This is a genomic window from Dinoroseobacter sp. S76 (assembly GCF_049801095.1).
Classification (GTDB): Bacteria; Pseudomonadota; Alphaproteobacteria; order Rhodobacterales; family Rhodobacteraceae; genus Dinoroseobacter.
On sequence record NZ_JBNAGH010000001.1, the window covers coordinates 529880 to 553039 of the forward strand.

Consider the following 23160-nt stretch of genomic DNA (forward strand, 5'->3'; position numbering starts at 1 on the left):
GACAGTCCGCCACAGCCGACGGAGGCCACCTGATGTCCCGCCCGCAATTCCGCGACCTGCCCCTTGCCCTGAGCTTGCTCAGCAGGTTGCCCGTGCCCGTGGACCACAGCCGCGCGGGGGAGCGGGCCGCGACCGCCGCCTGGGCCTATCCGCTGGTCGGGGCGGGGCTTGCCGCGCTCGCGGGTGGACTGGCATGGGCGTTGAGCGCGCTCGGCCTGCCGCCGGGCCCCGTGGCCGGGCTCGTTCTGGTCACACAAGTGATGCTGACCGGCGCGCTTCACGAAGACGGGCTCGCGGACAGTGCCGACGGGCTTTGGGGCGGGTGGGAACCCGCGCGCCGGCTCGAGATCATGCGCGATAGCCGGATCGGAGCCTATGGCGTGCTGGCGCTGGGGCTGAGCCTGCTCCTGAGATGGGCCTGCCTTGTGGCGATCCTTGATGCGGCGGGGCCCGGGGGCTTGATCGCCGCACTGGTGGCCGTCGCCGCCCTGTCCCGGGGCGCGATGGTGACGGTGATGCACGCCCTCCCCTTCGCGCGGAGCGATGGGCTCGCGCACCGGGTTGGGAGCGTGCCACGCTGGTCCGCGCTGCTGGCCGTGGCGCTGGCGCTCGGGGTCTGTGCGATGCTCTGGGGGCCGCTCGGGTCTCTGCTGCTCGCAGGGGTCGGAGGGCTCTCCGCCCTCGTGGTAGGGCGCCTCGCCCTGTCCCGGATCGGTGGGCAGACAGGAGACATCCTCGGCGCGACCCAGCAAGTCGCCGAAATCAGCGCCCTGCTCGCTTTGACCACTTTGATCTAAGCAACCAACGAAAAAAGCCGCCCCGAAGGACGGCTTGTTCAGTCATGATGGCGCTGGCTCAGGCCGCGGCGCGCGAGACCAGCACGTCATCGATGCGCTTCTGGGCGTTGCCCTCGTCATCCCCGCTCACGGCGGCGATTTCCCGGGTCAGACGCTCAAGCGCGGCTTCATAGAGCTGACGCTCGGAATAGCTCTGCTCGCGCTGGTCATCGGAGCGGTGCAGGTCGCGCACCACTTCCGCGATCGCGATCAGGTCGCCCGAGTTGATCTTCTGCTCGTATTCCTGAGCACGGCGGGACCACATGGCGCGCTTCACCCGGGCCTTGCCCTTGAGCGTGTCCATGGCCTTGGAGACGATGTCCGGGCTGGACAGGCTGCGCATCCCCACCTCGGTCGCCTTATTGGTCGGCACCCGCAATGTCATCTTGTCCTTCTCGAACGAGATCACAAACAGCTCAAGCGTCAGTCCGGCGATTTCCTGCTCCTCGATGGAGACGATCTGCCCCACGCCATGGGCGGGGTACACGACATACTCGTTCGGGCGGAAGTCGTTGGATTTGTTCGCTTTGCTCATGCACTTTCACTCCTGCTTGTGGCGCCGCCCTGACCGCAGGGGATCGTGGTCGCGCGATGGCGTCCAAGTGCCCAAACTACTGCGGTAAAAAAAACGCATCGGCACGAGGCTGAAGCGTTTCGGGTGGTCTCTCCACGTCAATTATGAATGTAATATAACAAAAAAAGGGCGGTTTGAGAAGGCACTTGCTGCGCCTGCATCCGCGCGAGTGCCCCGAAACCGCCCGTTTCGGTCGATTTTCGATCAATTCTTGTGTGATCTGTCGCGATCAGGCGTTGGCGCGACCAACCGCGCCGAATCGATCAGCCGCCTTCGCCCGGCGCCTCGGAGAAGTACTTGTCCAGCTTGCCTTCTTCGCCGTCACGCTCCTCGGCTTCGGGGAGCTGGTCCTTTTTGGTGATGATCACCGGCCAGGCTTCGGAATACTTGCGGTTGAACTCGACCCATTTCTCCATGTCCGGCTCGGTATCCGGACGGATCGCATCCGCAGGGCATTCGGGCTCGCACACGCCGCAATCGATGCACTCATCCGGGTGGATGACCAGCATGTTCTCGCCCTCATAGAAGCAGTCAACCGGGCAGACCTCGACGCAGTCGGTGTATTTGCAAGCGATGCAATTGTCGGTGACGACATAGGTCATAAGCGCGTTCCTTCGTGTGCTGGACCTGCATTAAGGTTTTGCGGCGGGTCATTCAAGCGGCGGACGGCGGGATTCGTCCAAAGCGCGACGATCTTTCTTGGTGGGCCGGGGCCCCTTGCGCGGTGCGGACGGCGCGTCGGGCTCCGGGGCCGGTGTGAGATCCGTGTAGAGCGTCTGGGCCTCCGGCGCCGGGCCCCGGCGGGTGCCGGGAGCCTCGACGCGGATGACCCGGATCTCGCGACCCTGGGCGAAGGTCAGTACATCGCCCGGGGCGACGCTGGTGGCCGGTTTCGTTACCCGGGCAGCGTTGATCCGCACCGCACCGCCGCTGACCTGCTTGGCCGCAAGGCTGCGGGTCTTGAAGAACCGCGCGAACCAGAGCCACTTGTCGAGCCGTTGCCGCGCGGGCGCGTCCGCCGCGCCGGTCCCCGGTGCGGCCTCGCTCAGGACTTGTCCTTCAGGCCCATGAGAGCCGCCGCGAAGGGGTTATCCGGATCGATGCGATCCTTCTTCTTGTCCGGGCGCGACTGATAGGTCTTGGGGCTCGTATCCCGCGGACCGCGTCCACCGGGCTTGCCTTTGCCGCCCGGCCCTTTGCCGCGCGGTTTGCCGCCCTGCTTGCCCCCGGGTTTGCCACCCCGGGCCTGGCCTTCGCCCCCGCCCTTGCGACCGCGATTGTCGGTCCGACGCGGGCGCGGGGCCCAGCGGAAGGTATAGACAACCTCCATCTCCGGCTCGGCGGGTTCCTCGGCGCTCTCGGACCCTGCGGGGGTTTCGGGTGCTTCGGCGACAGCCTCCTCAGGCGCGGCCTCTTCTTCAGCCGTTGCCGGGGCGTCTGCCGCCTCAGGCTCTGCTTCAGCCTCTGCCGGAACCTCTGCCTGTGGAGCTTCCTCAGCAGAGGCCGTGTCGGCCTCAGGTGTCTCAGCCGTCTCGCTCTCTGTCGTCTCGTTTTCAGGCGCGGCCTCGGATTTCTCAGCGGTCTCGCCCTCGGGCGTTGCCACCGGGGCCGGCTTGACCTTCACCCGTTCGGAGCGTTCGGCTGCATAGCCCAGCCCCTGCATCAGGTCGGCGAACTGCTCCAGCGTCATACCGGTGATCGACAACATGTCCGGCGTTGCCTCGAACCCGCCGCGCGTATCCACACCGCGCAGCATATCGGCCAGCCGCTCCAGCATATCGATGCGGATCGCCCGGGCGCCCGCGGCGCGGTAGCCGGATTCGCCATAGATCTCGGAGCTCACACCCTCGATCACCGGAATGGTCACCAGCCCCGGGGGCGGGCTTTCCGGGAAGACATCGCGCCCCTTGAAGAGCGAGGACAGCACCAGACGCAGCCGCGTCGGTGCCGGCTTCAACAGGAGCGGCAGGAAAATCGTGAACTGCCCGAACCGCACCCCATGCTTGCGCAAGAGCCCGCGCGCATCCTGATCCAGCGCCTTGACGTCCTGGGCCACGGCAGAGCGGGGCAGCACGCCCAGCGCCTCGACCATCTGGAAAGCAAAGCCGCGCACCAGCCCGGTCAGCGCCTCGTCCCGGCTCATGGCCAGAAGGGGCTCGAAGAGGGCCGCGATCTTGCGGTCGATGAAATGCTGCAACCGGCGCTCGACCTTCTGAGCCACATCGGCGCCCGCCTCATCATCGACAAAGGCCTGCACGCCGGGCTTGAGCGGGTCGGCCCCTTTCACGAGCTTGCCGACCGCCTGGTCGCCCCACATGAGGCCGCCCTGCTCGGTATAGTCAATCTCGGTATCGGGCGCGTTGTAGAACCGGTCCGCGCGCAGATGGAATTCCGGCGCGAGCGCCGTGAGAGAGGCCGCGCGCACGGCTTTCGCCTCTTCCGGGGTCGCGGTCTTGTCCTGGCGGAAGCGGAACCCTTCGAGACGGCCGATCAGCTCGCCCTCCACGGTCACTTCACCTTTTTCGTTTACGTCAGCCACCAGGCTCTCCTTCTGTTTCAACCGCCGCAGAAGCACGGACGTGCGGCGATCGACAAATCGTTGGGTCAGCGCCGTGTGCAAAGCGTCTGACAAGCGGTCTTCTACAGCGCGGGTCTCGCCGCGCCAATGGCTATCCTGTTCGACCCAGCCTTTGCGTTGGGCCACATAGGTCCATGTGCGAATATACGCCAAGCGTTTCGACAATGTGTCAATGTCGCCATCTGTCCGGTCAATTCGCGCGACTTGTCGCGCAAACCACGGCTCGGGCACTTTGCCATCATCATGCAGAAAGCCGAAGATATTCGTGAGCAAACTCGCATGTTCGCCACTGGAAATGCCGCGAAAGTCCGGAATCCGGCAAACATCCCACAAAAGACGCACATCGCGCGCGTCCGAGAGGCGCGCGGCCACATCCGCCTCGGCAGCCAGCGTTTTGAGCGCGCTCAGGTCATCGGCCTCGCGAGAGCGGACCAGCCACTCATCGTCCGGAACGGCCTCGAGCGACGCGATGAGCCGGTCAACCCGGCTGAATTGCAGATCCGCGCTGCGCCATTGGAGTTTGCGCAGAGGGGTAAAACGCGCATTCTCGATGGCATTGACCACGCCATCCTCCAGCTCGGGCGCCTCGCCCGTCACGCCAAAAGTCCCCGGCGTCATGTAACGCCCGGCACGGCCCGCGATTTGGGCCAGCTCGTTCGGCGCGAGCGGGCGCATCCGCCGGCCGTCGAACTTCGACAGGCCTGAAAACGCCACATGGGTCACATCGAGGTTCAGCCCCATGCCGATGGCATCGGTCGCCACGAGGTAATCCACATCCCCGTTTTGATAGAGATCCACTTGCGCATTGCGCGTCCGCGGGCTAAGCGCGCCCATCACCACAGCGCAGCCGCCCTTCTGGCGGCGGATCAGCTCGGCCATGGCATAGACGTTGTCCACCGAGAACCCGACGATGGCCGAGCGCGGCTTCATCCGGCTGATCTTCTTGGCGCCTGCATAGGTCAGCTCGGAAAAGCGTTCACGCTTGAGGAACTGCGCCTTCGGCACAAGCTCGGCGATGGCGTTGCGCATGGTCTCGGCGCCAAGGAACATCGTCTCGTGCAGGCCCCGCGCCCGCAGCAGCCGGTCGGTGAAGACATGCCCTCGCTCGGGATCGGCGCAGAGCTGGATCTCGTCGATCGCCACGAAATCCGCCCCGATCTCCTGGGGCATGGCCTCGACCGTGCAGACCCAGTATTGCACCCGGTCCGGCACGATCCGCTCCTCGCCCGTGACCAGCCCCACCACCGAGGGGCCACGCAGGGCGACGATCTTGTCATAGACCTCGCGCGCCAGAAGGCGCAGCGGCAGCCCGATCACCCCGGTGCGATAGCCCAGCATCCGCTCGATGGCGTAATGGGTCTTGCCGGTATTGGTGGGACCAAGGACCGCGGTGATCCGCGCGTCATGTCGCATCATGTGGAGGTCCCTAGAAAACCTGTCTCAACCACGCCCGAGCGGCAGCGGATCAGAGGCGCTGGCCGCCCTGCTCCCGCTCCAGCCGGTCTATGGCTTCTGATATATCGGGGCGTTGAGGATGTATAGCAGCCGCTGCGCGATAGGCAGTCAGGGCGGCCTCGGTCTCGCCCAGCTCCATCAGGATCCGGCCTGCCCCTGCGAGCGCGCCGAAATGCTGCGGGTTGAGCGCGAGTGCCATACGCAGATCCGACAGGGACGGACCATAGCGATCCGCCAGATAAAACGCCGTGGCGCGCGCGTGCCAGCCTTCGGCGAAGTCCGGCGCATGATCGGTCAGCGCGGTCAGATGCTCGATCGCCGCGACGACATCCTCATCCTCAAGCGCCTGCTTGCCGCGGCTGAGCAGCAGATCCGCCGAGGCAGACCCCGATTGCGACCAGGCCTCATAGATCCGGCGCTCCACCGCTTCCCAGTTCTGGAGCTCGGGCGATTGCAACCGTTCCAGCAGTTCGGCCACATCCGCGCCCTGCGCCTGGGCCGGGCCGACAGCCCCGCCAAGACCTAACGTCAGAGTGAGAAAACCTGCCGCCAAGGCAGCGTTGAGGCGTTGAACTATCGCGGTCATCATGCGCACCATGGTAATGCAACCGCCGGAAAAAGCGAGAGCCCGGCAGTCACAACTTGGAGCGACGGGAAAGTCCATGAGCGAAGTAATCGAAAAGGCCGTGCTGGCCCTGCAGGAACGCCTCGGCGGCGGGTTCGACGGGACCGTGAAATTCGTGATCGAGGACGAAGGCGCCATCATGATTGATGAGGACGGGGTCCGCGCAGGCGATGAAGAGGCCGAGTGCACCCTGTCAGCGGATCGCGAGACCTTTCAGGGGATCATGGAGGGCGATGTGAACCCCACCGCGGCCTTCATGGGCGGCAAACTCAAGCTCGACGGCGATATGAGCACTGCGATGAAACTCGGCGCGGCCCTGAGCTGAGCCCAATGGAGCCGGCCCCCTATCGCGCCGATCTGGCCGAGGCCCCCGAGGGCGCGCGCGCCGTCTGGGTGCGGGCCGATGACGATATCCGTCTGCGCATTGCGCTGCATGAAACCGGGGATCAAGGAACGGTCCTGATCTTTCCCGGACGGACGGAATGGGCCGAGAAATATGGGCGCGTCGTCTCGCGGATCGCGGCGATGGGCTATTCCAGCCTCGTGATCGACTGGCGTGGACAGGGCCTGTCGGACCGGCTTTTGCCAGACCGGCGCAAGGGCCATGTGGGCAAGTACGCCGACTATCAAATGGATGTGCAGGCTGCTCTGGACTGTGCCCGGGATGCGGGCCTGCCGGAGCCCTATTTCCTGATCGCCCATTCCATGGGCGGCGCCATCGGCCTGCGCGCTGTGATGCAGGACCTGCCCGTGAAGGGCGTGGTCTTCTCCGCGCCCTTGTGGGGCGTGCAATTCCCGCTCTGGGCGCGGCCTGTGGCGGGGCTCCTCGGGACGCTGGCGGGCTGGACCGGACAGGGCGAGGCCTATGCTCCGACCACCGGATCGGAGCCCTATGTTCTGACGGCGGCGTTCAAGGACAACCTGCTCACCACCGATCGCGGCGAGTTTCAGTTCATGATCGACCACCTGAAGGCGGAGCCCGATTTCGCCGTGGCCGGCCCGACCATGCAATGGGTCCATGAGGCCCATTGCGAGTGCCGTTGGCTCGAGACGCAGCCTGCGCCCGCCCTGCCTTGTCTGACGGCTCTGGGCACCAATGAACGGATCGTGCTGACCGCACCGATCCAGACGCGCATGGCCCATTGGCCCGGCGGCAAGCTGGTCATGGTCGAAGGCGGCGAACACGAGGTGCTGATGGAGGCACCCGACAAGCTCGACCCGCTCCTGGCGGAGATCGAAGCATTTTTTGCAGCACAGGTGCAGGACGGCAAGGCCGCCTGACGAGCACGCGCCTGACCAAAAAGCCGCTAAATTCTGCAACTGAATGGAGGGTGGTACCACCTCCCCGGCTCGAACGGGGGACCTCCTGATCCACAATCAGGCGCTCTAACCAACTGAGCTAAGGCGGCACGCTGCGGGGGTTTAACTTTGGCTCTGCGCGAATGCAAGAGGCTGATGCGCCTCGCGGCCCGGTTTTTCGCCTCCGGTCGCGGCTGTCACAACGTCATCTCCCACTGTTGTACTACCACATCCTGACCGAAATTTCGAGTTGCCTCGGTTCCGGTGATCTCGAAGCCCGTCGCGGCATAGAGGCGACCGGCCGCCGCGTGGCTTTCATGGGTCCAGAGTGTGGCCCGCTTGTAGCCCGCACTGCGCGCAAATCGCAGCCATTCCGCCATCATCTGCCGCCCGAGCCCGCGCCCGCGCAGGCTGGGCTCCAGCCCAAAGAGACGTAGCTGCGCGGTGTCCGGCGCCGGGCCCTGCACGCAGAAGATCGAGCCGAGCGGCAGCCCGTTGCAGACCGGCACGATGGCCCGCTCCCGCGCGGGATCCCGGGTCTTGAGAAACTCGACAATGATCTCGGCCACGAGGATCTCGAAGCTCTGATCATAGGCATTCTCTATCCGGTAGAGCTCCCCATGGCGCTGGGTCATCCAGCCGAGATCGCCGATCTCGATATCGCGGAAGGTCACCTCATCCAGACGCAGGGTCTTGTCCCCGAGCGCGAGCCGCAGCCGCGCGATGGCCCGATCGAGCGCTGGTTGCTCGGCCATGGGCATCGCGGCGAGGCTTTCGGCAACATTGGAGCGGGCAATCTCCTCGAACTCCTCAAGGCACTCGGCGCCTTTCTCCGTCAGGCTCAGAAGCGCCACGCGCCCATCCTCGGGGCTCGGGCGCCGTTCCAGCCAGCCGCGATCGGCAAAGCGCTTGAGGATACGGCTGAGATAGCCCTCATCGAGACCCAATTGCTGCGCGAGGGCGCGAGCGGCCCAGTCCTGCAGGCCAAGCTCATAGATGACACGCATCTCGCTGAGGCTCAGGTCGCTGTTCAGAACCGTTCGGTTCAAAACCCCCGAGGCCCGCGTCACGATCCGATTGAGGGCCCGCATGTTTTCGATCGTGTCGCGGGGCAGGGTCTGGTCGGGAAAGTCGCGTGGCATGGGGTCTCCTGATCTGTCTTGAGACGGATCTAGGCGATTCACTTGCCGATAGCAAGTATTTTGCTTGCCTTTGCCAATTACTTTGCTTGCCGATAGCAAGTTATGCCCCCTTGAACCCGCCCGCCCGGCGCAGTACCTGCGATGCTCAGATCACGGAGACAGGCCATGGGCATCGACAAACAGAGTGACATCGCTGCGAATATTCAGATCGGGCCAACCACGATGGGCATGGTGCGAATCTACGTGGAAGCAGATGGGGTCGAATTACCCCTGGATTTCGATCCGGATGAGGCCATCGAGATCGCCGAAGAGCTCAAGGCCGCTGCCGAGCGCGCGCGACGCGCCGAAAAATAAATTCAAAAAATCAAGTTATTAAGATGCGCACTTCACCCAACGGGTGAGGTATTTAATCACGCTCAATACGTGACTATCTAGACACGTGACTATTCAATCACCTATAAGGTTCCTCATGGATGCGATCTTCAAAGCGCTCAATGACCCGACGCGTCGCGCCCTTCTGGACAGCCTGCGCCAGAAGGACGGACAGTCCCTGCAAGAGCTCGAAGAGACAGCCGAGATGACGCGCTTTGGCGTGATGAAACATCTCAAACTGCTCGAAGAGGCCGGCCTCGTGGTGCCGGTGAAAAAAGGCCGGTTCAAATATCACTATTTGAACGCGGTGCCCCTGCAGGAGGTCATTGACCGGTGGATCGATCCGTTTCTCGCCAAGCCCGCCGCTCGCGGCGTGTTGAATTTGAAAGCACAACTTGAAGGAACCGCCCCGATGACGACCCCCGAGACCAAACCTGACTTTATCAGCCAAACCTTTATCCGTTGCACCCGGGATGCGCTCTGGTCCGCCCTGACTGAGGCCGATCAGGTCGGCAATTATCATTTCCTCGCCGAGACCGCCCATGGCGATATGACCGCCAAGGGCGAGGCCATGGTGTTCGAAGTCCAGCCCGGCGTACCCATGGTCCGCACCGAGGTGATCGCCATCGACCCCAAGAGCCGGATCGAGGCGACGTTTGAGCCCTCCTGGGCCGGCCCGGATATGGCCCCCTCGCGCTGCATCTACCTGGTGGATGACGAGGGCGCGTTCTGCAAGCTGACGATCGAGCATTACGGCATTCCCGAGGGACAGGAGGGCATCGCCGATGGCTGGGCGCGCTTTGCCTCGGGCCTCAAGACTTGGCTTGAATCCGGTGAAACCGTGCGCTTCGCCCATGCAGGAGAAAACTGATGGAGAGCTTTCCCACGGAACTGGGCGTCCTGACCTGCCTGATGATCCTCGCGGCCTCGCTCTGGATTCCTTACATCGTCGGCGTGAACAAATATGACGTCCCGGGCTCCGAGCCTTTCGTGCGCCCCACCCCTTTGGAGCAATTCCCGGCCTGGGTGCACCGGGCCCATCGCGCCCATCTCAACCTCTTGGAACAGGCCCTGCCCTTCGCGGTGCTCGTCCTGCTCCTTGACCGGCTGGACGGGTTCACGGCGCTCACCTTCTGGACCTGCATCGTGTTTTTCTGGATCCGGATCGCCCATGCGGCAGGGATGATCATGGGCTGGGCGGCGATGCCCCTGCGCCCGCTCCTCTTTCTTGTGGGGTGGGTCTGCTGCCTGCTCCTCGCCTATGCGGTATTCGCCGCCAGCTGACGCAATCGCCCGCGCACCCAACTCGGGGGCGCGGGCAGTTTCTCCTTCCCCTGATCGCGAGACTGCGCATAGGCTTGGCCAAGCGGTCTTGGGAGGGTCCGATGCATCACGTGACACACGTTCTTCTGAGCGGGGCTTTGGTTCTTTGGACCGGCACCGCCCTCGCTCAGGAAAGCACCCAAGCCACGGCAGAGCCTGAGGCAGCGACCGCCGAAGCCGCGCTCCTGACCCAGGCCGAACTTGAGACGCTGATGGCGCCGGTGGCGCTCTACCCAGACACCCTGCTGATCCAGATCCTCGTGGCGGCGACCTATCCGCTCGACGTGGTCAAAGCGGATCGCTTCGTTCTGACCAATGCGGATATGGACCCCGACAGCCTCAAAACCAGTATCGAGGCCGAGGGATGGGATCCGAGCGTCACCGTGCTGGCCACCGCCTTCCCCACGGTTCTGGCGGATATGGCCGAGCATGTGGAATGGACCGAAGCCGTCGGCACCGCCATGTTGGCCCAGAGCGAGGACGTCCTCAGCGCGGTGCAGACCCTGCGCGATCAGGCCATCGAGACCGGCGCCCTGATCAGCGGCGAGGCTCAGGCCGTGACCCAGGATGAGGACGAGAATGTCGTGATCACCCCCACGGATCCCGAAGTGGTCTATGTGCCCGAATACGATCCGGACGAGGTTTATGACAACACCTTGGGCGATGCGCTCCTGACTGGTGCGCTGATCTTTGGCACCTTTGCGGTGATCGACGCGATCTTCGACGACAATGATGATTGGTACGACTATTGGGGCTGCCGGAATTGCGGCGGCTGGGGCGGTGGGCCGATCATCCACAACCCGGATATCGATATCGACATTGATGGCGATGTGAATATCGGCAGCAACAACCGGCCTGATCTGGGCTGGAAGCCCGATGAGGGCCGCAAGAAGGACGCGCAGGACAAGATCACCGCGCGGCGCGATGCCGGGGGAGGCTCAAAGCTGCCCCTGGACAAGGCCGCGACGCGCCCGACCGGGGCCGATCGGGGCGATGCCTTGCGTGGGCAGCTTTCGGATCGCACGGGGGCTGCGGATATCAGCCGCCCGGAGGCCGCCCAGCGCCTACCCCAAGTGGAGCGCCCCTCCTCCCGCCCGGCTGCGGACAAGGCGCAGGCGATCCGCGATACCTCCGCCCGCCCGGCCACGGCCAAGAAGCCCGCGGTGAAAAAGCCCGCCGCCCAGAAGGTCGCCACCAAGAAACCCACGGCCAAACCCTCTGCTCTGAAAAAGCGCGCGCCTGCGGGCAAGACCCGCGCTGCGGCGGATCGGGGCAAGGCTGGCAAGCTCAAGGCCCGGAGGTAGAGCGATGAAACCCGTATCCTTTGCTGCCGCCATCGCACTCACCGCCTGCCTCGCCTCTCCGCTCCGCGCGGAGCCGATGTCCTTTCCAACCCCGCAAGATGCGCTCGACGCCTTCGCGGGTGCGCTGACAACGCCCGGACGCGCAGCGCTGTTGGGTGTCTTTGGCGATGATGCCGCCGAAACCCTGTCCACAGGCGATCCGGTGGAGGACCGGCTCCACAGGATCGAACTGATCGCGCTGCTGGCCGAGGGCTACCGCATGACCACGGATGCGGAGGGCCGCGTGACCCTGCTCCTCGGGGCGGAAGGCTGGCCGTTCCCGATCCCCCTGTCCCGCAGCGCCGAGGGCTGGGCCTTCGATCTGGAGGCCGGGCGCGCCGAGATCGCCGCGCGGGAGATCGGGCATAACGAGCTCGACGTGATCACCCTGCTGGAGGCTTATGTGGATGTGCAATCCGCGTTTCGGCTCACGGACCATGACGGCGATGGCGTGATGGAATTTGCAGGCAGCATCATCTCGTCGGAGGCAGCTCGGGACGGGCTCTACTGGCCAGGGGCGGGCAGCCCCCTCGGCCAACGCTTCGCCCGTGCGACGCTCTTTGGTTATAATGACGGGGTCGAGGACCATCCGGCGGAGCCTTTGACGGGCTATTACTTCCGCCTGCTGGATGGACAGGGCCCAAGTGCCCCGGGCGGCGAAATGAGCTACCGCATCGGCGAGAACATGGTGGCTGGCCATGCCCTGCTCGCGGTTCCGGCGATCTATGGCGAGACCGGAGTGCACAGCTTCCTCGTTGCCGAGAACGGGATCGTGCTGGAGGCGGATCTCGGCCCCGACACGTTGACGACAGCCGAAGCCATCACGCGCTACGACCCGGGTCCGGACTGGACGCCCGTCGACTGATCGTCGCGGCCCCTGCCTCAGAGTGCGACGGTGATTGACACCGGCGCGCGCGCAGGTCATGAGACGGCCACACCTATATACCCGCAACCGGGCGTTCCGTGGGCGCCAAACTGACGAGGCTGCCGATATGGCCCAGATCTCTCTCACCTTTCCTGATGGCAATGCGCGTGACTTCGACGCCGGCGTGACCCCTGCTGAGGTCGCGGCGAGCATCTCGACCTCGCTGGGCAAGAAAGCCATCTCCGCCACCGTGAATGGCGCGCATCACGACCTGCAATGGCCGATCGATGGGGACGCAAGCATCGCGATCCACACCCTCAAGGATGCCGAGCAGGCGCTTGAACTGATCCGCCATGACTGCGCCCATATCATGGCCCGCGCGGTGCAGGCGATCTGGCCCGATGTGAAGGTCACGATCGGCCCCGTGATCGAGCATGGCTTCTACTATGACTTCGACCGTGCCGAGCCCTTCACGCCCGAAGATCTGGGCGCGATCGAGGCCAAGATGAAAGAGATCATCAATGCCCGCGACCCGGTCCGGACCGAGGTCTGGGACCGGCCGCGCGCGATCGCCCATTACGAGGCGAGCGGCGAACCCTACAAGGTCGAACTGATCGAGGCGATCCCCGGCGACGAGCCCCTGCGCATGTATTGGCATGGCGAGTGGCAGGATCTCTGCCGTGGCCCGCATCTGCAGCATACGGGCCAGGTGCCCGCCGATGGCTTCAAGCTGATGAACGTGGCCGGGGCCTATTGGCGCGGAGACAGCTCCCGCCCGATGCTGCAGCGGATCTATGGCGTGGCCTTCCAGAACCGCGACGCCCTGAAAAAGCACCTGCATATGCTGGAGGAGGCCGCCAAGCGCGACCACCGCAAGCTGGGCCGCGAGATGGACCTGTTCCACATGCAGGAAGAGGCGCCCGGGCAGGTGTTCTGGCACCCCAATGGCTGGACCATCTACACCAACCTTCAGGACTACATGCGCCGCCGCCAGCGCGAATATGGCTATGTGGAGGTGAACACCCCGCAGGTCGTGGACCGCAAGCTCTGGGAGGCCTCGGGCCACTGGGACAAGTACCAGGAGAACATGTTCATCGTCGAAGTGGACGAGGACCATGCCCGCGAGAAAGCGATCAACGCGCTGAAGCCCATGAACTGCCCCTGCCATGTGCAGGTCTACAATCAGGGCCTGAAATCCTATCGCGACCTGCCCCTGCGCATGGCCGAGTTCGGGGCCTGCAACCGGTATGAGCCCTCGGGCGCGCTGCACGGGCTGATGCGGGTGCGCGGCTTCACCCAGGACGACGCCCATATCTTCTGCACCGAGGATCAGATCCAGGACGAGACCGCGCGCTTCATCCGCATGCTGAGCACGATCTACAAGGATCTCGGCTTCGAGAGCTTCGACATCAAGTTCTCTACCCGCCCCGATGTGCGCGCGGGCTCGGATGAGACCTGGGACAAGGCCGAAGCCGCGCTCGAGGCCGCGATCCGTACGGTGACCGATGACTTCGAGCTCGATCCGGGCGAAGGCGCGTTCTACGGGCCCAAGCTGGACTTCAAGCTCACGGATGCGATTGGCCGTGAATGGCAGCTCGGCACCTTCCAGGCGGATTTCGTGCTGCCCGAGCGGCTGGACGCGACCTATGTGGGCGAGGATGGCGGCAAGCACCGTCCCGTTATGCTGCACCGGGCCATCCTCGGCAGTTTCGAACGCTTCCTCGGGATCCTGATTGAGAACTTCGCGGGTAAGCTGCCCTTCTGGCTGGCGCCCCGTCAGGTGGTCGTCGCCTCGATCATCTCCGATGCGGATGACTACGTGCAGGAGGTCGTCGCCGCCCTGACCAAGGCCGGGATCCGCGCGGAGGCCGATATCCGGAACGAGAAGATCAACTACAAGGTCCGCGAGCATAGCGTGGGCAAGGTGCCAGTGATTCTCGCCGTGGGCCGCCGCGAGATGGAAGAACGCACCGTGACCTTGCGGCGTCTGGGCGAGAAGCAGACATCGGTGGTCGCACTGGACGCGCTTCTGCCGGATCTGGCGGCCGAAGCGACCCCGCCGGACCTCGCCGAGGGGTAAACCCGCTCACGGAACTGAAATCTGGAGACGGCGCGAAGGGGGCTTCGCGCCGTTTCTGTTTCGCCATGTTTCAGCCGCAACGCAGCATTGCAAAAGACGCTCACGCAAACACGGGGAATTCTCGCACTGGCTCACGGCCGCGTGAGAATACCGCCGCTTTCGGGGGGCGGACTGCAACATTGTTTCCAGCCAAGCACGGGCGCGTGACTCACGTTCCCGTGAGTGGCAGTTGAGAGGCCTCAGGTCTTAAGTTTTTGGTCATCGCAAGCCGCGATACCCGTTACCCCGGACCTAGCCGGAACGGGTGTTGGACAACTCAAAACGAAAGAGAAACCCATGTCGAAATCCATTACTGCCGTTGCTCTCGCTGGTGCCGTTGCTGCTGCTCTGACCGGTCACGTGACCCCGGCAGAAGCTCAAGCCCAGGAGAAGTGCTTCGGTGTGTCCCTGGCTGGCGAGAATGACTGCGCCGCAGGCCCCGGCACCACCTGCGCAGGCAGCTCCACCGTCGATTATCAGGGCAATGCATGGACCCTGGTGCCCGCAGGAACCTGCGAAACCATGGAAGTCCCCGGCGACCGCATGGGCTCGCTCAAAGCTCTGGATCGCGACCTGCCGGCATAAGCGCGCCGCACCGCGCATTCGGGTTCCGCTGGGCCCGGATGCGTGCATCCGGGGTGGTACAGGGGGGTCGATCCCCCCTGGGCCACCCGCTCCTTTCTACCACGTCCGGATCTCGCCATGCTCGACCAGTTCTCCCACCGCCCCCTGCCCGCCGCACCCGGCGTCGGCTACAAAGCGCAACACTTCCAGGAGATCATCTCCAACCCCGCGCCGGTGGAATGGCTCGAGATCCACGCCGAAAACTATATGGGCGCCGGTGGCCGCCCGATCGCCCAGCTCAAGGCCCTCTCCGAGCGCTTCCCGATCTCGGTCCATGGCGTGGGCCTGTCAATCGGTGGCGAAGGCGCGCTGGATGCCGATCACCTCGCCCGCCTGAAGCATCTGGTCAGCTGGCTCAATCCCGCCAGCTTTTCCGAGCATCTGGCCTGGTCCACCCATGACACCCATTTCCTGAACGACCTGCTGCCCGTTCCCTACACCGCCGCGACCCTCGCGCGGGTCTGCGCCCATATCAACCAAGTGCAGGACACGCTGGGCCGCCAGATGCTGCTTGAGAACCCCTCGACCTATGTGGCCTTCGCCGAGAGCGAGATGTCAGAGATCGATTTCCTGACCGAGATCACCCGCCGCACGGGCTGCGGACTGCTGCTCGATGTGAACAACGTCTTTGTCTCCTGCACGAACCAGAACTGGGATCCGATCGCCTATATCGACGCCTTCCCGGTGGGAGCCGTGGGCGAGATCCATCTCGGCGGCCATGACGAGGACGAAGACGAGCATGGCGCCCCGCTTCTCATCGACAGCCACGGCGCCGAGGTCGTGGATCCGGTCTGGTCGCTCTACGCCCACACCCTGTCGAAATCCGGCGCGCGCCCGACCCTGATCGAATGGGACACGGATGTGCCCGACTGGCCGGTGCTCGCCGCCGAAGCCCAGCGCGCCGCCGACGCCCTCGCCCCGGTGACCCCATGAGCCAGACCGCCTTCACCTCGGCCCTTCTGGCCGCCGACGCGCCGGTGCCTCCAGGCATCGTAGACCCCACGGGGCGCGTCTCGCTCAAGCGTTTCAATGTCTATCGCAACAACGTGGCGAGTTCCCTGACCGAGGCGCTCGTCACGGGCTTCCCGGTGATCCACAAGCTGGTCGGAGACGCCTTCTTCCGCGCCATGGCCGGTGTGTTCCTGCGGGCCCACCCGCCGCAATCCCCGGTGCTGAGCGGCTATGGCGAGGCCCTGCCGGAGTTTCTCGACACCTTCCCGCCGGTGGCGCACCTGCCCTATCTCGGCGATGTGGCGCGGCTCGAACTGGCGCTCCGCTCCAGCTACCACGCGGCCGATCACACAGCCCTGGCGCCCGAGGCATTTGCAGCAATCCCGCCGGAAACCCTGATGGAGACGCGCTTTGCCCTCGCGCCAGCCCTGATCCTGCTGCGCGCCTCCCATGCGGCCTTTGACATCTGGCGCGCCAATATGGTGGCCGATGCGCCCAAACCGCGCGCCGAGGCGCAGGACATCGCGATCACCCGCCCCGGCTTCGACCCCGCGCCGCATCTGTTGCCCGCGGGCGCCTATGCCTTTCTGTCTGCCCTTCAGGCCGGCGCAACCTTCGGCAATGCCCTTGCCGCAGCCCAGGCCGAAGCCCCAGACTTTGACTTGACCCCAACCCTGTCGCTCGCCTTCGCCGAGCAGCTCTTTGCCGAGGAAGCCCCATGCTGACCGCCTATACCCGACTGACCGAAATCCTCGAAAGCATCAGCCACTGGCTCACCCCGACGCTTGCGCGACTGATCTTTGCCGCGGTGCTCTTCGTCTATTACTGGAACTCCGCCACCACCAAGCTGGGCGACGGGATCTTCGGTTTCCTCTTCCCTTCGAGTGGCGCCTATATCCAGATCTTTCCGAAAACCGTCGAGGCGCTCGGCTATGACACCTCGCAACTGGGCTTTTTCCACTGGGCCGTCACCGTGGCGGGCACCTGGGCGGAGTTCATCCTGCCGGTGGCCATCGTGATCGGGCTCTTCACCCGCTTCGCGTCGCTCGCGATGATCGGCTTCGTCGTCGTACAGAGCTGGGTGGATGTGCACGGGCACAACCTCGGAGCAAATGATATCGGCGCCTTCTTTGACGGCAATCCCTCGTCGCTGATCCTTGACCAGCGCGCCTTCTGGATCTTCATCCTCGGCTATCTGGTGCTGCGCGGGGCTGGTCCGATCTCGGTCGACGCGATCCTGCGTCAGAGCAGCCGCGCCTTCACCGCCTCGCCCCAGCCGAGATAAAGCGTGCCGTCCGGTGCCTCGATCACCGGACGCTTCATAACAGTCGGATGCGCGGCGAGCAGATCAGCAGGATCGCTCTGCCGCGCAGCCTCATCCAGCCCCCGCCACGTGGTCGATCGCGTGTTGACGAGGGCCTCGCCAAACGCCTCGAGAAACCGCGCGATCTCTGCGGCACCCAGGGGGTTTGCCCGAATATCGTGCAACTCCGCCCCTAGCGCCCGCACAGCTTTTCGGCATGTGTCACAGCTTTTAATCCCATAAACCCGCATCTGACCCTCCTATGGCGCGCCCCGCACAGAACCCCACGCAATTGTCAGGTTCAAGCCGAGATTTTTTTTGACAACAGGCCGGACAGCGCCACCATCCTAACTGTGCAGCTTTCTTTACAGTGGAGAGCTTGTACGACGTAAGTCGGAACGCCATATCAGCGTTTCAGCCACCTGCGACCAGGCATCCTGGATGCCCGGCCACTACCGAAGAGGGAGACGCGGACATGCCAAGCGGCACCGTGAAATGGTTTAACACGACGAAAGGTTACGGCTTTATCGCTCCGGATGAGGGCGGCAAGGACGTGTTTGTACATATCTCAGCTGTTGAGCGCGCGGGCCTGACAGGTCTGGCGGACAACACCAAGCTGGAATACGAATTGCGCGAAGGCCGCGACGGACGGGCATCTGCCACCGAATTGAAGGTGGTGGGCTAGCGCCGCGCGTTCACCCCATCACGTCCATGCATCGCAGCCGAAGCGTTCGCGCTTCGGGACTGACCTACTGAGCGTTGCCCAAGTGCCGCCGCAGGACAGCGGCCCGGGCAAACCGCCCCCGCTCAGCCCCAGACCGCCTCGAACTCGCGCCATTCGCCTTTGCTCATGCCCGAGTTTTCCTGAGTGACGGTCTCCCCCGCCAGACGCCTCTTCAGACAGTCGACCCCGGTCGCGCTGAGCTGCACCGCGCCCATGCGATAATCCTCGAAGGCGCCATAGGCCGCGGGCACCCAGTCCTTCACCATCTCGCAGATCGCATCCGCATAGACGCGGATCTCGTATTGCGCATGGGCATCCGCGCGCAGGCGCAGGAAGTGGAACAGGTTGTGCAGGTCGACCTTCCAATACCACTGGGTATAGACATTCGCAGGCAGGTTCATGCGCGCGAGCTCACGGGCCAGCCCCTGCTGACCCTCCTGGCTCAGCATTTCTTCGTAGTGGTCATAGGCCCGCATGCTGTCTTGCTTGAGAAGACGCAGGACCTGTTCCGCCTCTTCGCCCTGCAAGGTCGCGCCGCGGCCCTGGTTGTTGATCGTCGATTGGGCGGCAAGCTGCTCCGGCGCGGGGATATAGAACTCGCGGTCGAGCACCGAGTAGCGCGCCGAATACTCGTTTACATTGGCCGTCCGGTGGCGGATCCACTGACGCGCCACGAAGACCGGTAGCTTCACATGGAGCTTGATCTCGCACATCTCGAAGGGCGTCGAGTGCCAGTGGCGCATCAGATAGCGGATCAGCCCGCTGTCGTCGCGCGCCTTCTTGGTGCCGGCGCCATAGCTGACCCGAGCGGCCTGCACGATCGCCGCATCGTCGCCCATATAATCCACGACCCGCACGAACCCATGGTCGAGCACCGGGCGCGGCGTATAGAGGTGCGCCTCCATACCCGGGGAGACCGCACGCAGCGTCGGCTGCGGGTCCGCACGCAGGGCGGCGATTTCAGCTTCAGGGGTCATCGGGGTCTCGGACTGGTCATTCATCAAATACGCCTCTCCTGTGCAGGTCTCTACATTCGGTGGATTCGCACTGGCATTTCTACCATAAAATGTGTCTCCACGCGGATCGCACCACAGAATCTTGTGGATAACCCGGCCTTCCCTTGCTGAAGCGCCCGCTCCGGCTAGGTCCTGAGACAGGACTGAGACGGAATTCTGATATGCTGAAATACCTCCACACCATGGTGCGCGTGAAAGATCTGGAGGCGTCGATTGCCTTCTACAAGCTGCTGGGCCTTGAGGAAGTGCGCCGCCGCGACAGCGAAGGCGGGCGCTTCACGCTCGTGTTTCTCGCGGCCCCCGGTCAGGAAGACTGCAAGCTGGAACTGACCTATAACTGGGATGGGGATGAGGGGCTGCCCTCGGACAGTCGCCATTTCGGCCATCTTGCCTATCAGACCGACGATATCTACGGGCTCTGCCAGCATCTGATGGACAATGGGGTGACCATCAACCGTCCGCCGCGCTGTGGGCATATGGCCTTTGTGCGCTCACCGGACAACGTCTCGATTGAGCTCTTGCAGGCGGGCGATGACCTGCCCCCGGCGGAGCCTTGGGCGAGCATGCCCAATACGGGGCACTGGTAGGATGCGCCCGGGGCTGCGCGCGCTCTGGGTTGGGGTGGTCGCCGCCGGGCTGGGGATGGCCAGCCTCGCCGAGGCGGGATGCCGTCAGGCCTTGGCGCTCGGGATGGATGTGTCCGCGTCGGTCGATGCGCGGGAATACGCGCTGCAGCGGGAGGGGCTGGCCAACGCGCTTCTCTCACCGCCCGTCGTCGATGCGTTCGAGACGATGCCCGAGATCCCCGTCGCTCTGATGATCTATGAATGGAGCGGGTTTCGCAGCCAGTCGGTCCTGCAACCCTGGATTACGATCCGGTCCCGCGCTGATTTGATGGCTGTGGCCGCGCGGTTGCGGGAGGACAGCGATGGACGCTCGGGCAATGCGACGGCCCTCGGAGGCGCGGCCCTCTTTGCCGCGCGCGCCTTTGATCGGGGACCGGAGTGCTGGCGGCGGACGCTGGATCTGTCCGGGGATGGCAAGAACAACGATGGCCCCACACCGCTGATGCTGGCCGAAGATCCCCGGCTCGATGGGGTGACCATCAACGGGCTGGTGATTGGAGCGGATCCCGGAGCCCGCGTGGAGCAGAAGAACGCTCATATCGGGGAGCTTGTCGCCTATTTCCAGAAACACGTCATTCGCGGCGCCGGGGCCTTCATCGAAGTGGCCCTGGGGTTCGAAGGCTTCGAAGACGCCATGCGCCGCAAGCTTCTGAGAGAGATCCGGGTGCCGATGTTCTCGGCCCTCCATTACGGGGCACGCTGAGGCCCGGAATGACAAACGCCGGCACCTTCTTGCGAAGATCCCGGCGGGTTAGCCCTCTGTCCAGATCGGCTCAGTAGATATAGCGGATCTGATCGGCCCAATAGCGTTCCATCCGGCGCAGGGAGGTGTTGATGTCTTCGAGGCTCTCGCGCCCCAGAACACCTTTCGCCTCCAGCCCCGTGGCGTGGCGGGCAAAGAGCTCTGATACGACGCGGCGCACATCCTGCCCCTGCTCGGTCAGACGCACCCGTACGGAGCGGCGGTCGATCTCGCTGCGCTGATGGTGCATGAACCCCATCTCGACCAGCTTCTTGAGGTTGTAGGACACGTTCGAGCCCTGATAGTAGCCGCGCGACTTCAATTCGCCCGCAGTCACTTCGTTATCGCCGATATTGTACAACAACAGCGCTTGGACAGCGTTGATTTCCAACATGCCCACACGCTCGAACTCGTCCTTGATCACATCCAGAAGAAGCCTGTGCAGCCGTTCGACAAGCGCCAGACTTTCCAGGTAACCCGTCAGAACGCCGAGGTCCGGGGTGTCTTCCAGTCGCGCATGCAAGCTCATTTCTGTCTCCAAGTGTCATTTGGTGAGGTGACACTGAGAGAAATTCCCGAAGAAACGTTTAACGCTTCGCGGCAAAACGTCAGAAAATTTGCAACCTATCTAAGTCGTATCCGAAACAGACCTAGCGCGGGCCAGTCTGTCCGAGCCGCGTGATCAGCGCTGCAAACTCCGCCGGTGGCGTGGCCTGACCCGAGACCCACTGATAGAGATCCTGATCGTTTTCCTTCAGGAGTGCGTCGAATTCCTCGACCTCCTCGGCGCTCATCTTGGCGAGGTTCTCATCGGCGTAAGGCCCCAGAATCAGGTCCATTTCCTTGATCCCCCGCCGCCAGGCGCGGATCTTGAGCCGCTTGAGACGGGCCTCCGGGGTCTCATCCGGGGTCACGACGCCCATGGCCGCCTCGGTGATGCGGAACTCGGTCACAGCAGGCCCTCCGTCGATTTGCGCAGCCGCTTTTCGAGCCGCGCCATGCGGCCACTCAGCTGGGTCATTTCGGTCTGAATCTGGCGCAGCTCGCTCAGGGCCACGCTCATGTCCTGGGGGATCTCGCCGCCAATCTCGGGGGCGTCGATTCCCTCCCCCTCCCCGGTCAGCAGCCAGCTGAGCGAGACATTGAGCAAGCCCGAGAGCATCTGGATCCGGTTCGCGCGGGGCTCGGAGAGGTCCTCTTCCCAGTCGCGCAGGGTCTTGACCTTGACCCCCAGTTTCTTGGCCAATTGTGGCTGTGTCAGACCCACAGCCTCCCGCGCGCCGGCGAGGCGATCCCCGAAGGTTGCGGTTGCCTCGGAATACCAATCCTGGTCGTCGGGCATGGAGCACCGTCCTTTGCGTTTCGGCTTGATCGCGGATGCGGCGAAGCCTAAGACATGGACCCGGGTTATGCAAACCGGAGTCCCCTGAAATGTCCTTCCTTTCGACCACTCTCGCCCGTGTCAAACCGTCGCCGACGATTGCCGTCACGAACATGGCGAATGAGCTCAAAGCCGCAGGGCGGGACGTGATCGGCCTTGGGGCCGGTGAGCCGGATTTTGACACGCCACAAAACATCAAGGACGCCGGGAAAGCGGCGATTGATGGCGGGAAAACGAAATACACCGCCGTGGACGGGATCCCCGAGCTGAAGAAGGCGATCGTGGCGAAGTTCAAGCGCGACAATGGGCTCGACTATGACACCACGCAGGTGACCGTCGCCAATGGTGGCAAGCAGATCCTGATCAACGCGCTGATGGCGACCATGAACCCGGGCGATGAGGTGATCATCCCCGCGCCCTATTGGGTGAGCTATCCGGATATGGTGCTGCTGGCCGGTGGTGAGCCGGTGATTGCCGAGGCCTCGATCCAGACCGGCTTCAAGCTGACGGCGGATCAGCTTGAGGCGGCGATCACGCCCAAGACCAAGTGGTTTATCTTCAACTCGCCTTCGAACCCGACCGGCGCGGGTTACACCAAGGATGAGCTGAAGGAGCTGACCGATGTCCTCATGCGGCATCCCCATGTCTGGGTGATGACCGACGATATGTATGAGCATCTGGTCTATGATGATTTCGAATTCTGCACGCCCGCGCAGGTGGAGCCCGGTCTCTATGATCGCACCCTGACCTGCAATGGTGTCTCCAAGGCCTATGCCATGACCGGCTGGCGGATCGGCTATGCGGCAGGTCCGAAAGAGCTGATCGGCGCCATGCGCAAGATCCAGTCGCAATCCACTTCCAACCCCTGCTCGGTGAGCCAGTGGGCCGCGGTCGAAGCGCTGGATGGGACGCAGGACTACATCCCCGAGAACAACAAGACGTTCCAGCGTCGCCGCGATCTGGTGGTGGACATGCTGAACGCCGCCGAGGGCATCTCCTGCCCGACACCGGAAGGCGCGTTCTATGTCTATCCGTCCATCGCGGGCTGCATCGGCAAAACCTCCGAGGGCGGTACCAAGATCGAGAATGACGAGGCCTTCGCCACGGCGCTGCTCGAAGAAAAAGGTGTCGCCGTGGTCTTTGGTGCGGCCTTCGGGCTCAGCCCCAACTTCCGGGTGAGCTATGCGACCTCGGATGAGGCGCTGACCGAAGCCTGCAGCCGTATCCAGGCCTTCTGCGCGGGCCTGAGCTGAGGCCAGGCG

Annotated in this window: 28 protein-coding genes and 1 tRNA gene; 17 read left to right on the forward strand and 12 right to left on the reverse strand. The window is 64.0% G+C overall.

The annotated features are described in order from the left end of the window. Positions 1–32: 32 nt before the first annotated feature. Positions 33–797: an adenosylcobinamide-GDP ribazoletransferase gene (locus tag ACP153_RS02515; protein ID WP_424969399.1), complete on the forward strand. Its 765-nt coding sequence runs from the start codon at positions 33–35 to the stop codon at positions 795–797. A gap of 58 nt (positions 798–855) precedes the next feature. On the opposite strand, the gene ACP153_RS02520 is transcribed toward ACP153_RS02515, so the two are convergent. The 5 genes from ACP153_RS02520 to ACP153_RS02540 form a co-directional block, all read right to left on the reverse strand. Then, positions 856–1371 carry a CarD family transcriptional regulator gene (locus ACP153_RS02520; RefSeq protein WP_424964922.1) on the reverse strand — a complete coding sequence of 172 codons (516 nt, stop codon included), beginning with the start codon at positions 1369–1371 and terminating at the stop codon, positions 856–858. Between the two features lie 302 nt (positions 1372–1673). Continuing rightward, entirely contained in the window at positions 1674–2012 is a 339-nt protein-coding gene (gene fdxA / locus ACP153_RS02525; RefSeq protein WP_424969400.1) for a ferredoxin FdxA, read from the reverse strand. Between the two features lie 48 nt (positions 2013–2060). Then, a complete protein-coding gene (locus tag ACP153_RS02530) occupies positions 2061–2459 on the reverse strand; it encodes an RNA-binding S4 domain-containing protein (RefSeq protein ID WP_424969996.1) in 399 nt (132 codons plus the stop codon). Continuing rightward, positions 2456–5401, reverse strand: a complete 2946-nt coding sequence (locus ACP153_RS02535; protein ID WP_424969997.1) for a helicase-related protein — start codon at positions 5399–5401, stop codon at positions 2456–2458. The genes ACP153_RS02530 and ACP153_RS02535 overlap by 4 nt, the downstream gene beginning before the upstream one ends. 52 nt (positions 5402–5453) lie before the next feature. Next, positions 5454–6029 carry a tetratricopeptide repeat protein gene (locus ACP153_RS02540; RefSeq protein ID WP_424969401.1) on the reverse strand — a complete coding sequence of 192 codons (576 nt, stop codon included), beginning with the start codon at positions 6027–6029 and terminating at the stop codon, positions 5454–5456. Between the two features lie 76 nt (positions 6030–6105). Here ACP153_RS02540 and ACP153_RS02545 point away from each other — a divergent pair, with 76 nt between their 5' ends. Continuing rightward, positions 6106–6393 (forward strand): SCP2 sterol-binding domain-containing protein, encoded by a 288-nt coding sequence (locus ACP153_RS02545; protein ID WP_424969402.1) that lies wholly within the window; start codon positions 6106–6108, stop codon positions 6391–6393. A 5-nt stretch (positions 6394–6398) separates the two neighbouring features. After that, the gene (locus ACP153_RS02550; RefSeq protein ID WP_424969403.1) at positions 6399–7349 is read left to right on the forward strand and encodes an alpha/beta fold hydrolase; all 951 of its coding nucleotides are present in this window, start codon (positions 6399–6401) and stop codon (positions 7347–7349) included. Between the two features lie 51 nt (positions 7350–7400). On the opposite strand, the gene ACP153_RS02555 is transcribed toward ACP153_RS02550, so the two are convergent. After that, positions 7401–7477: transfer RNA gene (locus ACP153_RS02555), tRNA-His, on the reverse strand. An 87-nt stretch (positions 7478–7564) separates the two neighbouring features. Beyond that, entirely contained in the window at positions 7565–8509 is a 945-nt protein-coding gene (locus tag ACP153_RS02560) for a GNAT family N-acetyltransferase (protein WP_424969404.1), read from the reverse strand. 165 nt (positions 8510–8674) lie between these two features. On the opposite strand from ACP153_RS02560, the gene ACP153_RS02565 reads away from it, so the two are divergent. The 10 genes from ACP153_RS02565 (at position 8675) to ACP153_RS02610 (ending at position 17391) form a co-directional block, all read left to right on the forward strand. Beyond that, entirely contained in the window at positions 8675–8863 is a 189-nt protein-coding gene (locus tag ACP153_RS02565; RefSeq protein ID WP_424969405.1) for a DUF6324 family protein, read from the forward strand. A 115-nt stretch (positions 8864–8978) separates the two neighbouring features. After that, a complete protein-coding gene (locus ACP153_RS02570) occupies positions 8979–9752 on the forward strand; it encodes an ArsR/SmtB family transcription factor (RefSeq protein ID WP_424969406.1) in 774 nt (257 codons plus the stop codon). After that, complete coding sequence (locus ACP153_RS02575) at positions 9752–10165, forward strand: MAPEG family protein (RefSeq protein WP_424969407.1); 414 nt, start codon at positions 9752–9754, stop codon at positions 10163–10165. Before ACP153_RS02570 ends, ACP153_RS02575 begins: the two co-directional genes overlap by 1 nt. Positions 10166–10275: 110 nt before the next feature. Then, positions 10276–11508 carry a DUF3300 domain-containing protein gene (locus ACP153_RS02580; protein WP_424969408.1) on the forward strand — a complete coding sequence of 411 codons (1233 nt, stop codon included), beginning with the start codon at positions 10276–10278 and terminating at the stop codon, positions 11506–11508. A gap of 4 nt (positions 11509–11512) precedes the next feature. Further along, the gene (locus tag ACP153_RS02585) at positions 11513–12412 is read left to right on the forward strand and encodes a DUF2950 family protein (protein ID WP_424969409.1); all 900 of its coding nucleotides are present in this window, start codon (positions 11513–11515) and stop codon (positions 12410–12412) included. Positions 12413–12539: 127 nt separating this feature from the next. Then, a complete protein-coding gene (gene thrS, locus ACP153_RS02590) occupies positions 12540–14492 on the forward strand; it encodes a threonine--tRNA ligase (protein WP_424969410.1) in 1953 nt (650 codons plus the stop codon). A 336-nt stretch (positions 14493–14828) separates the two neighbouring features. Then, positions 14829–15116: a DUF2282 domain-containing protein gene (locus ACP153_RS02595; RefSeq protein WP_424969411.1), complete on the forward strand. Its 288-nt coding sequence runs from the start codon at positions 14829–14831 to the stop codon at positions 15114–15116. 117 nt (positions 15117–15233) lie between these two features. Further along, positions 15234–16088, forward strand: coding sequence for a DUF692 domain-containing protein (locus ACP153_RS02600; RefSeq protein WP_424969412.1), 855 nt, complete (start codon positions 15234–15236; stop codon positions 16086–16088). Then, positions 16085–16831, forward strand: coding sequence for a putative DNA-binding domain-containing protein (locus tag ACP153_RS02605; protein ID WP_424969413.1), 747 nt, complete (start codon positions 16085–16087; stop codon positions 16829–16831). The genes ACP153_RS02600 and ACP153_RS02605 overlap by 4 nt, the downstream gene beginning before the upstream one ends. After that, a complete protein-coding gene (locus ACP153_RS02610) occupies positions 16825–17391 on the forward strand; it encodes a DoxX family protein (protein WP_424969414.1) in 567 nt (188 codons plus the stop codon). The genes ACP153_RS02605 and ACP153_RS02610 overlap by 7 nt, the downstream gene beginning before the upstream one ends. Here the strand turns inward: ACP153_RS02610 and ACP153_RS02615 are convergent. Next, positions 17349–17594: an arsenate reductase family protein gene (locus tag ACP153_RS02615; protein WP_424969415.1), complete on the reverse strand. Its 246-nt coding sequence runs from the start codon at positions 17592–17594 to the stop codon at positions 17349–17351. The two genes, ACP153_RS02610 and ACP153_RS02615, sit on opposite strands and share 43 nt — an antisense overlap. Positions 17595–17884: 290 nt before the next feature. Between ACP153_RS02615 and ACP153_RS02620 the strand changes: the two genes are divergently transcribed. Then, positions 17885–18094: a cold-shock protein gene (locus tag ACP153_RS02620; protein ID WP_424969416.1), complete on the forward strand. Its 210-nt coding sequence runs from the start codon at positions 17885–17887 to the stop codon at positions 18092–18094. A gap of 122 nt (positions 18095–18216) precedes the next feature. Here ACP153_RS02620 and thyX read toward each other — a convergent pair whose 3' ends face one another. Beyond that, positions 18217–19134: an FAD-dependent thymidylate synthase gene (gene thyX, locus ACP153_RS02625; RefSeq protein WP_424969417.1), complete on the reverse strand. Its 918-nt coding sequence runs from the start codon at positions 19132–19134 to the stop codon at positions 18217–18219. A gap of 176 nt (positions 19135–19310) precedes the next feature. Between thyX and ACP153_RS02630 the strand changes: the two genes are divergently transcribed. Both ACP153_RS02630 and ACP153_RS02635 read left to right on the forward strand, forming a co-directional pair. Next, positions 19311–19736: a VOC family protein gene (locus ACP153_RS02630; protein ID WP_424969418.1), complete on the forward strand. Its 426-nt coding sequence runs from the start codon at positions 19311–19313 to the stop codon at positions 19734–19736. Position 19737: 1 nt separating this feature from the next. After that, positions 19738–20478 carry a DUF1194 domain-containing protein gene (locus tag ACP153_RS02635; RefSeq protein WP_424969419.1) on the forward strand — a complete coding sequence of 247 codons (741 nt, stop codon included), beginning with the start codon at positions 19738–19740 and terminating at the stop codon, positions 20476–20478. 70 nt (positions 20479–20548) lie between these two features. Here the strand turns inward: ACP153_RS02635 and ACP153_RS02640 are convergent, their stop codons facing one another. From ACP153_RS02640 to ACP153_RS02650, 3 genes are all read right to left on the reverse strand, one after another. Next, entirely contained in the window at positions 20549–21046 is a 498-nt protein-coding gene (locus tag ACP153_RS02640) for a MarR family winged helix-turn-helix transcriptional regulator (RefSeq protein WP_424969420.1), read from the reverse strand. A gap of 121 nt (positions 21047–21167) precedes the next feature. After that, on the reverse strand, positions 21168–21440 hold the full coding sequence (locus tag ACP153_RS02645; RefSeq protein WP_424969998.1) for a succinate dehydrogenase assembly factor 2: 273 nt from the start codon (positions 21438–21440) through the stop codon (positions 21168–21170). Between the two features lie 26 nt (positions 21441–21466). After that, positions 21467–21859 carry a helix-turn-helix domain-containing protein gene (locus ACP153_RS02650; protein WP_424969421.1) on the reverse strand — a complete coding sequence of 131 codons (393 nt, stop codon included), beginning with the start codon at positions 21857–21859 and terminating at the stop codon, positions 21467–21469. 89 nt (positions 21860–21948) lie between these two features. On the opposite strand from ACP153_RS02650, the gene ACP153_RS02655 reads away from it, so the two are divergent. Beyond that, entirely contained in the window at positions 21949–23151 is a 1203-nt protein-coding gene (locus ACP153_RS02655) for a pyridoxal phosphate-dependent aminotransferase (protein WP_424969422.1), read from the forward strand. Positions 23152–23160 lie beyond the last annotated feature (9 nt).

Bases quoted from the DNA above. Each gene is read 5' to 3' on its own strand.
- ACP153_RS02515 (WP_424969399.1), top strand. From the start codon at position 33: ATGTCCCGCCCGCAATTCCGCGACCTGCCCCTTGCCCTGAGCTTGCTC.
- ACP153_RS02520 (WP_424964922.1), bottom strand. From the start codon at position 1,371: ATGAGCAAAGCGAACAAATCCAACGACTTCCGCCCGAACGAGTATGTC.
- fdxA (WP_424969400.1), bottom strand. From the start codon at position 2,012: ATGACCTATGTCGTCACCGACAATTGCATCGCTTGCAAATACACCGAC.
- ACP153_RS02535 (WP_424969997.1), bottom strand. From the start codon at position 5,401: ATGCGACATGACGCGCGGATCACCGCGGTCCTTGGTCCCACCAATACC.
- ACP153_RS02540 (WP_424969401.1), bottom strand. From the start codon at position 6,029: ATGACCGCGATAGTTCAACGCCTCAACGCTGCCTTGGCGGCAGGTTTT.
- ACP153_RS02545 (WP_424969402.1), top strand. From the start codon at position 6,106: ATGAGCGAAGTAATCGAAAAGGCCGTGCTGGCCCTGCAGGAACGCCTC.
- ACP153_RS02550 (WP_424969403.1), top strand. From the start codon at position 6,399: ATGGAGCCGGCCCCCTATCGCGCCGATCTGGCCGAGGCCCCCGAGGGC.
- ACP153_RS02560 (WP_424969404.1), bottom strand. From the start codon at position 8,509: ATGCCACGCGACTTTCCCGACCAGACCCTGCCCCGCGACACGATCGAA.
- ACP153_RS02565 (WP_424969405.1), top strand. From the start codon at position 8,675: ATGGGCATCGACAAACAGAGTGACATCGCTGCGAATATTCAGATCGGG.
- ACP153_RS02570 (WP_424969406.1), top strand. From the start codon at position 8,979: ATGGATGCGATCTTCAAAGCGCTCAATGACCCGACGCGTCGCGCCCTT.
- ACP153_RS02575 (WP_424969407.1), top strand. From the start codon at position 9,752: ATGGAGAGCTTTCCCACGGAACTGGGCGTCCTGACCTGCCTGATGATC.
- ACP153_RS02585 (WP_424969409.1), top strand. From the start codon at position 11,513: ATGAAACCCGTATCCTTTGCTGCCGCCATCGCACTCACCGCCTGCCTC.
- thrS (WP_424969410.1), top strand. From the start codon at position 12,540: ATGGCCCAGATCTCTCTCACCTTTCCTGATGGCAATGCGCGTGACTTC.
- ACP153_RS02595 (WP_424969411.1), top strand. From the start codon at position 14,829: ATGTCGAAATCCATTACTGCCGTTGCTCTCGCTGGTGCCGTTGCTGCT.
- ACP153_RS02600 (WP_424969412.1), top strand. From the start codon at position 15,234: ATGCTCGACCAGTTCTCCCACCGCCCCCTGCCCGCCGCACCCGGCGTC.
- ACP153_RS02605 (WP_424969413.1), top strand. From the start codon at position 16,085: ATGAGCCAGACCGCCTTCACCTCGGCCCTTCTGGCCGCCGACGCGCCG.
- ACP153_RS02610 (WP_424969414.1), top strand. From the start codon at position 16,825: ATGCTGACCGCCTATACCCGACTGACCGAAATCCTCGAAAGCATCAGC.
- ACP153_RS02620 (WP_424969416.1), top strand. From the start codon at position 17,885: ATGCCAAGCGGCACCGTGAAATGGTTTAACACGACGAAAGGTTACGGC.
- thyX (WP_424969417.1), bottom strand. From the start codon at position 19,134: ATGAATGACCAGTCCGAGACCCCGATGACCCCTGAAGCTGAAATCGCC.
- ACP153_RS02630 (WP_424969418.1), top strand. From the start codon at position 19,311: ATGCTGAAATACCTCCACACCATGGTGCGCGTGAAAGATCTGGAGGCG.
- ACP153_RS02635 (WP_424969419.1), top strand. From the start codon at position 19,738: ATGCGCCCGGGGCTGCGCGCGCTCTGGGTTGGGGTGGTCGCCGCCGGG.
- ACP153_RS02640 (WP_424969420.1), bottom strand. From the start codon at position 21,046: ATGAGCTTGCATGCGCGACTGGAAGACACCCCGGACCTCGGCGTTCTG.
- ACP153_RS02645 (WP_424969998.1), bottom strand. From the start codon at position 21,440: ATGGGCGTCGTGACCCCGGATGAGACCCCGGAGGCCCGTCTCAAGCGG.
- ACP153_RS02650 (WP_424969421.1), bottom strand. From the start codon at position 21,859: ATGCCCGACGACCAGGATTGGTATTCCGAGGCAACCGCAACCTTCGGG.
- ACP153_RS02655 (WP_424969422.1), top strand. From the start codon at position 21,949: ATGTCCTTCCTTTCGACCACTCTCGCCCGTGTCAAACCGTCGCCGACG.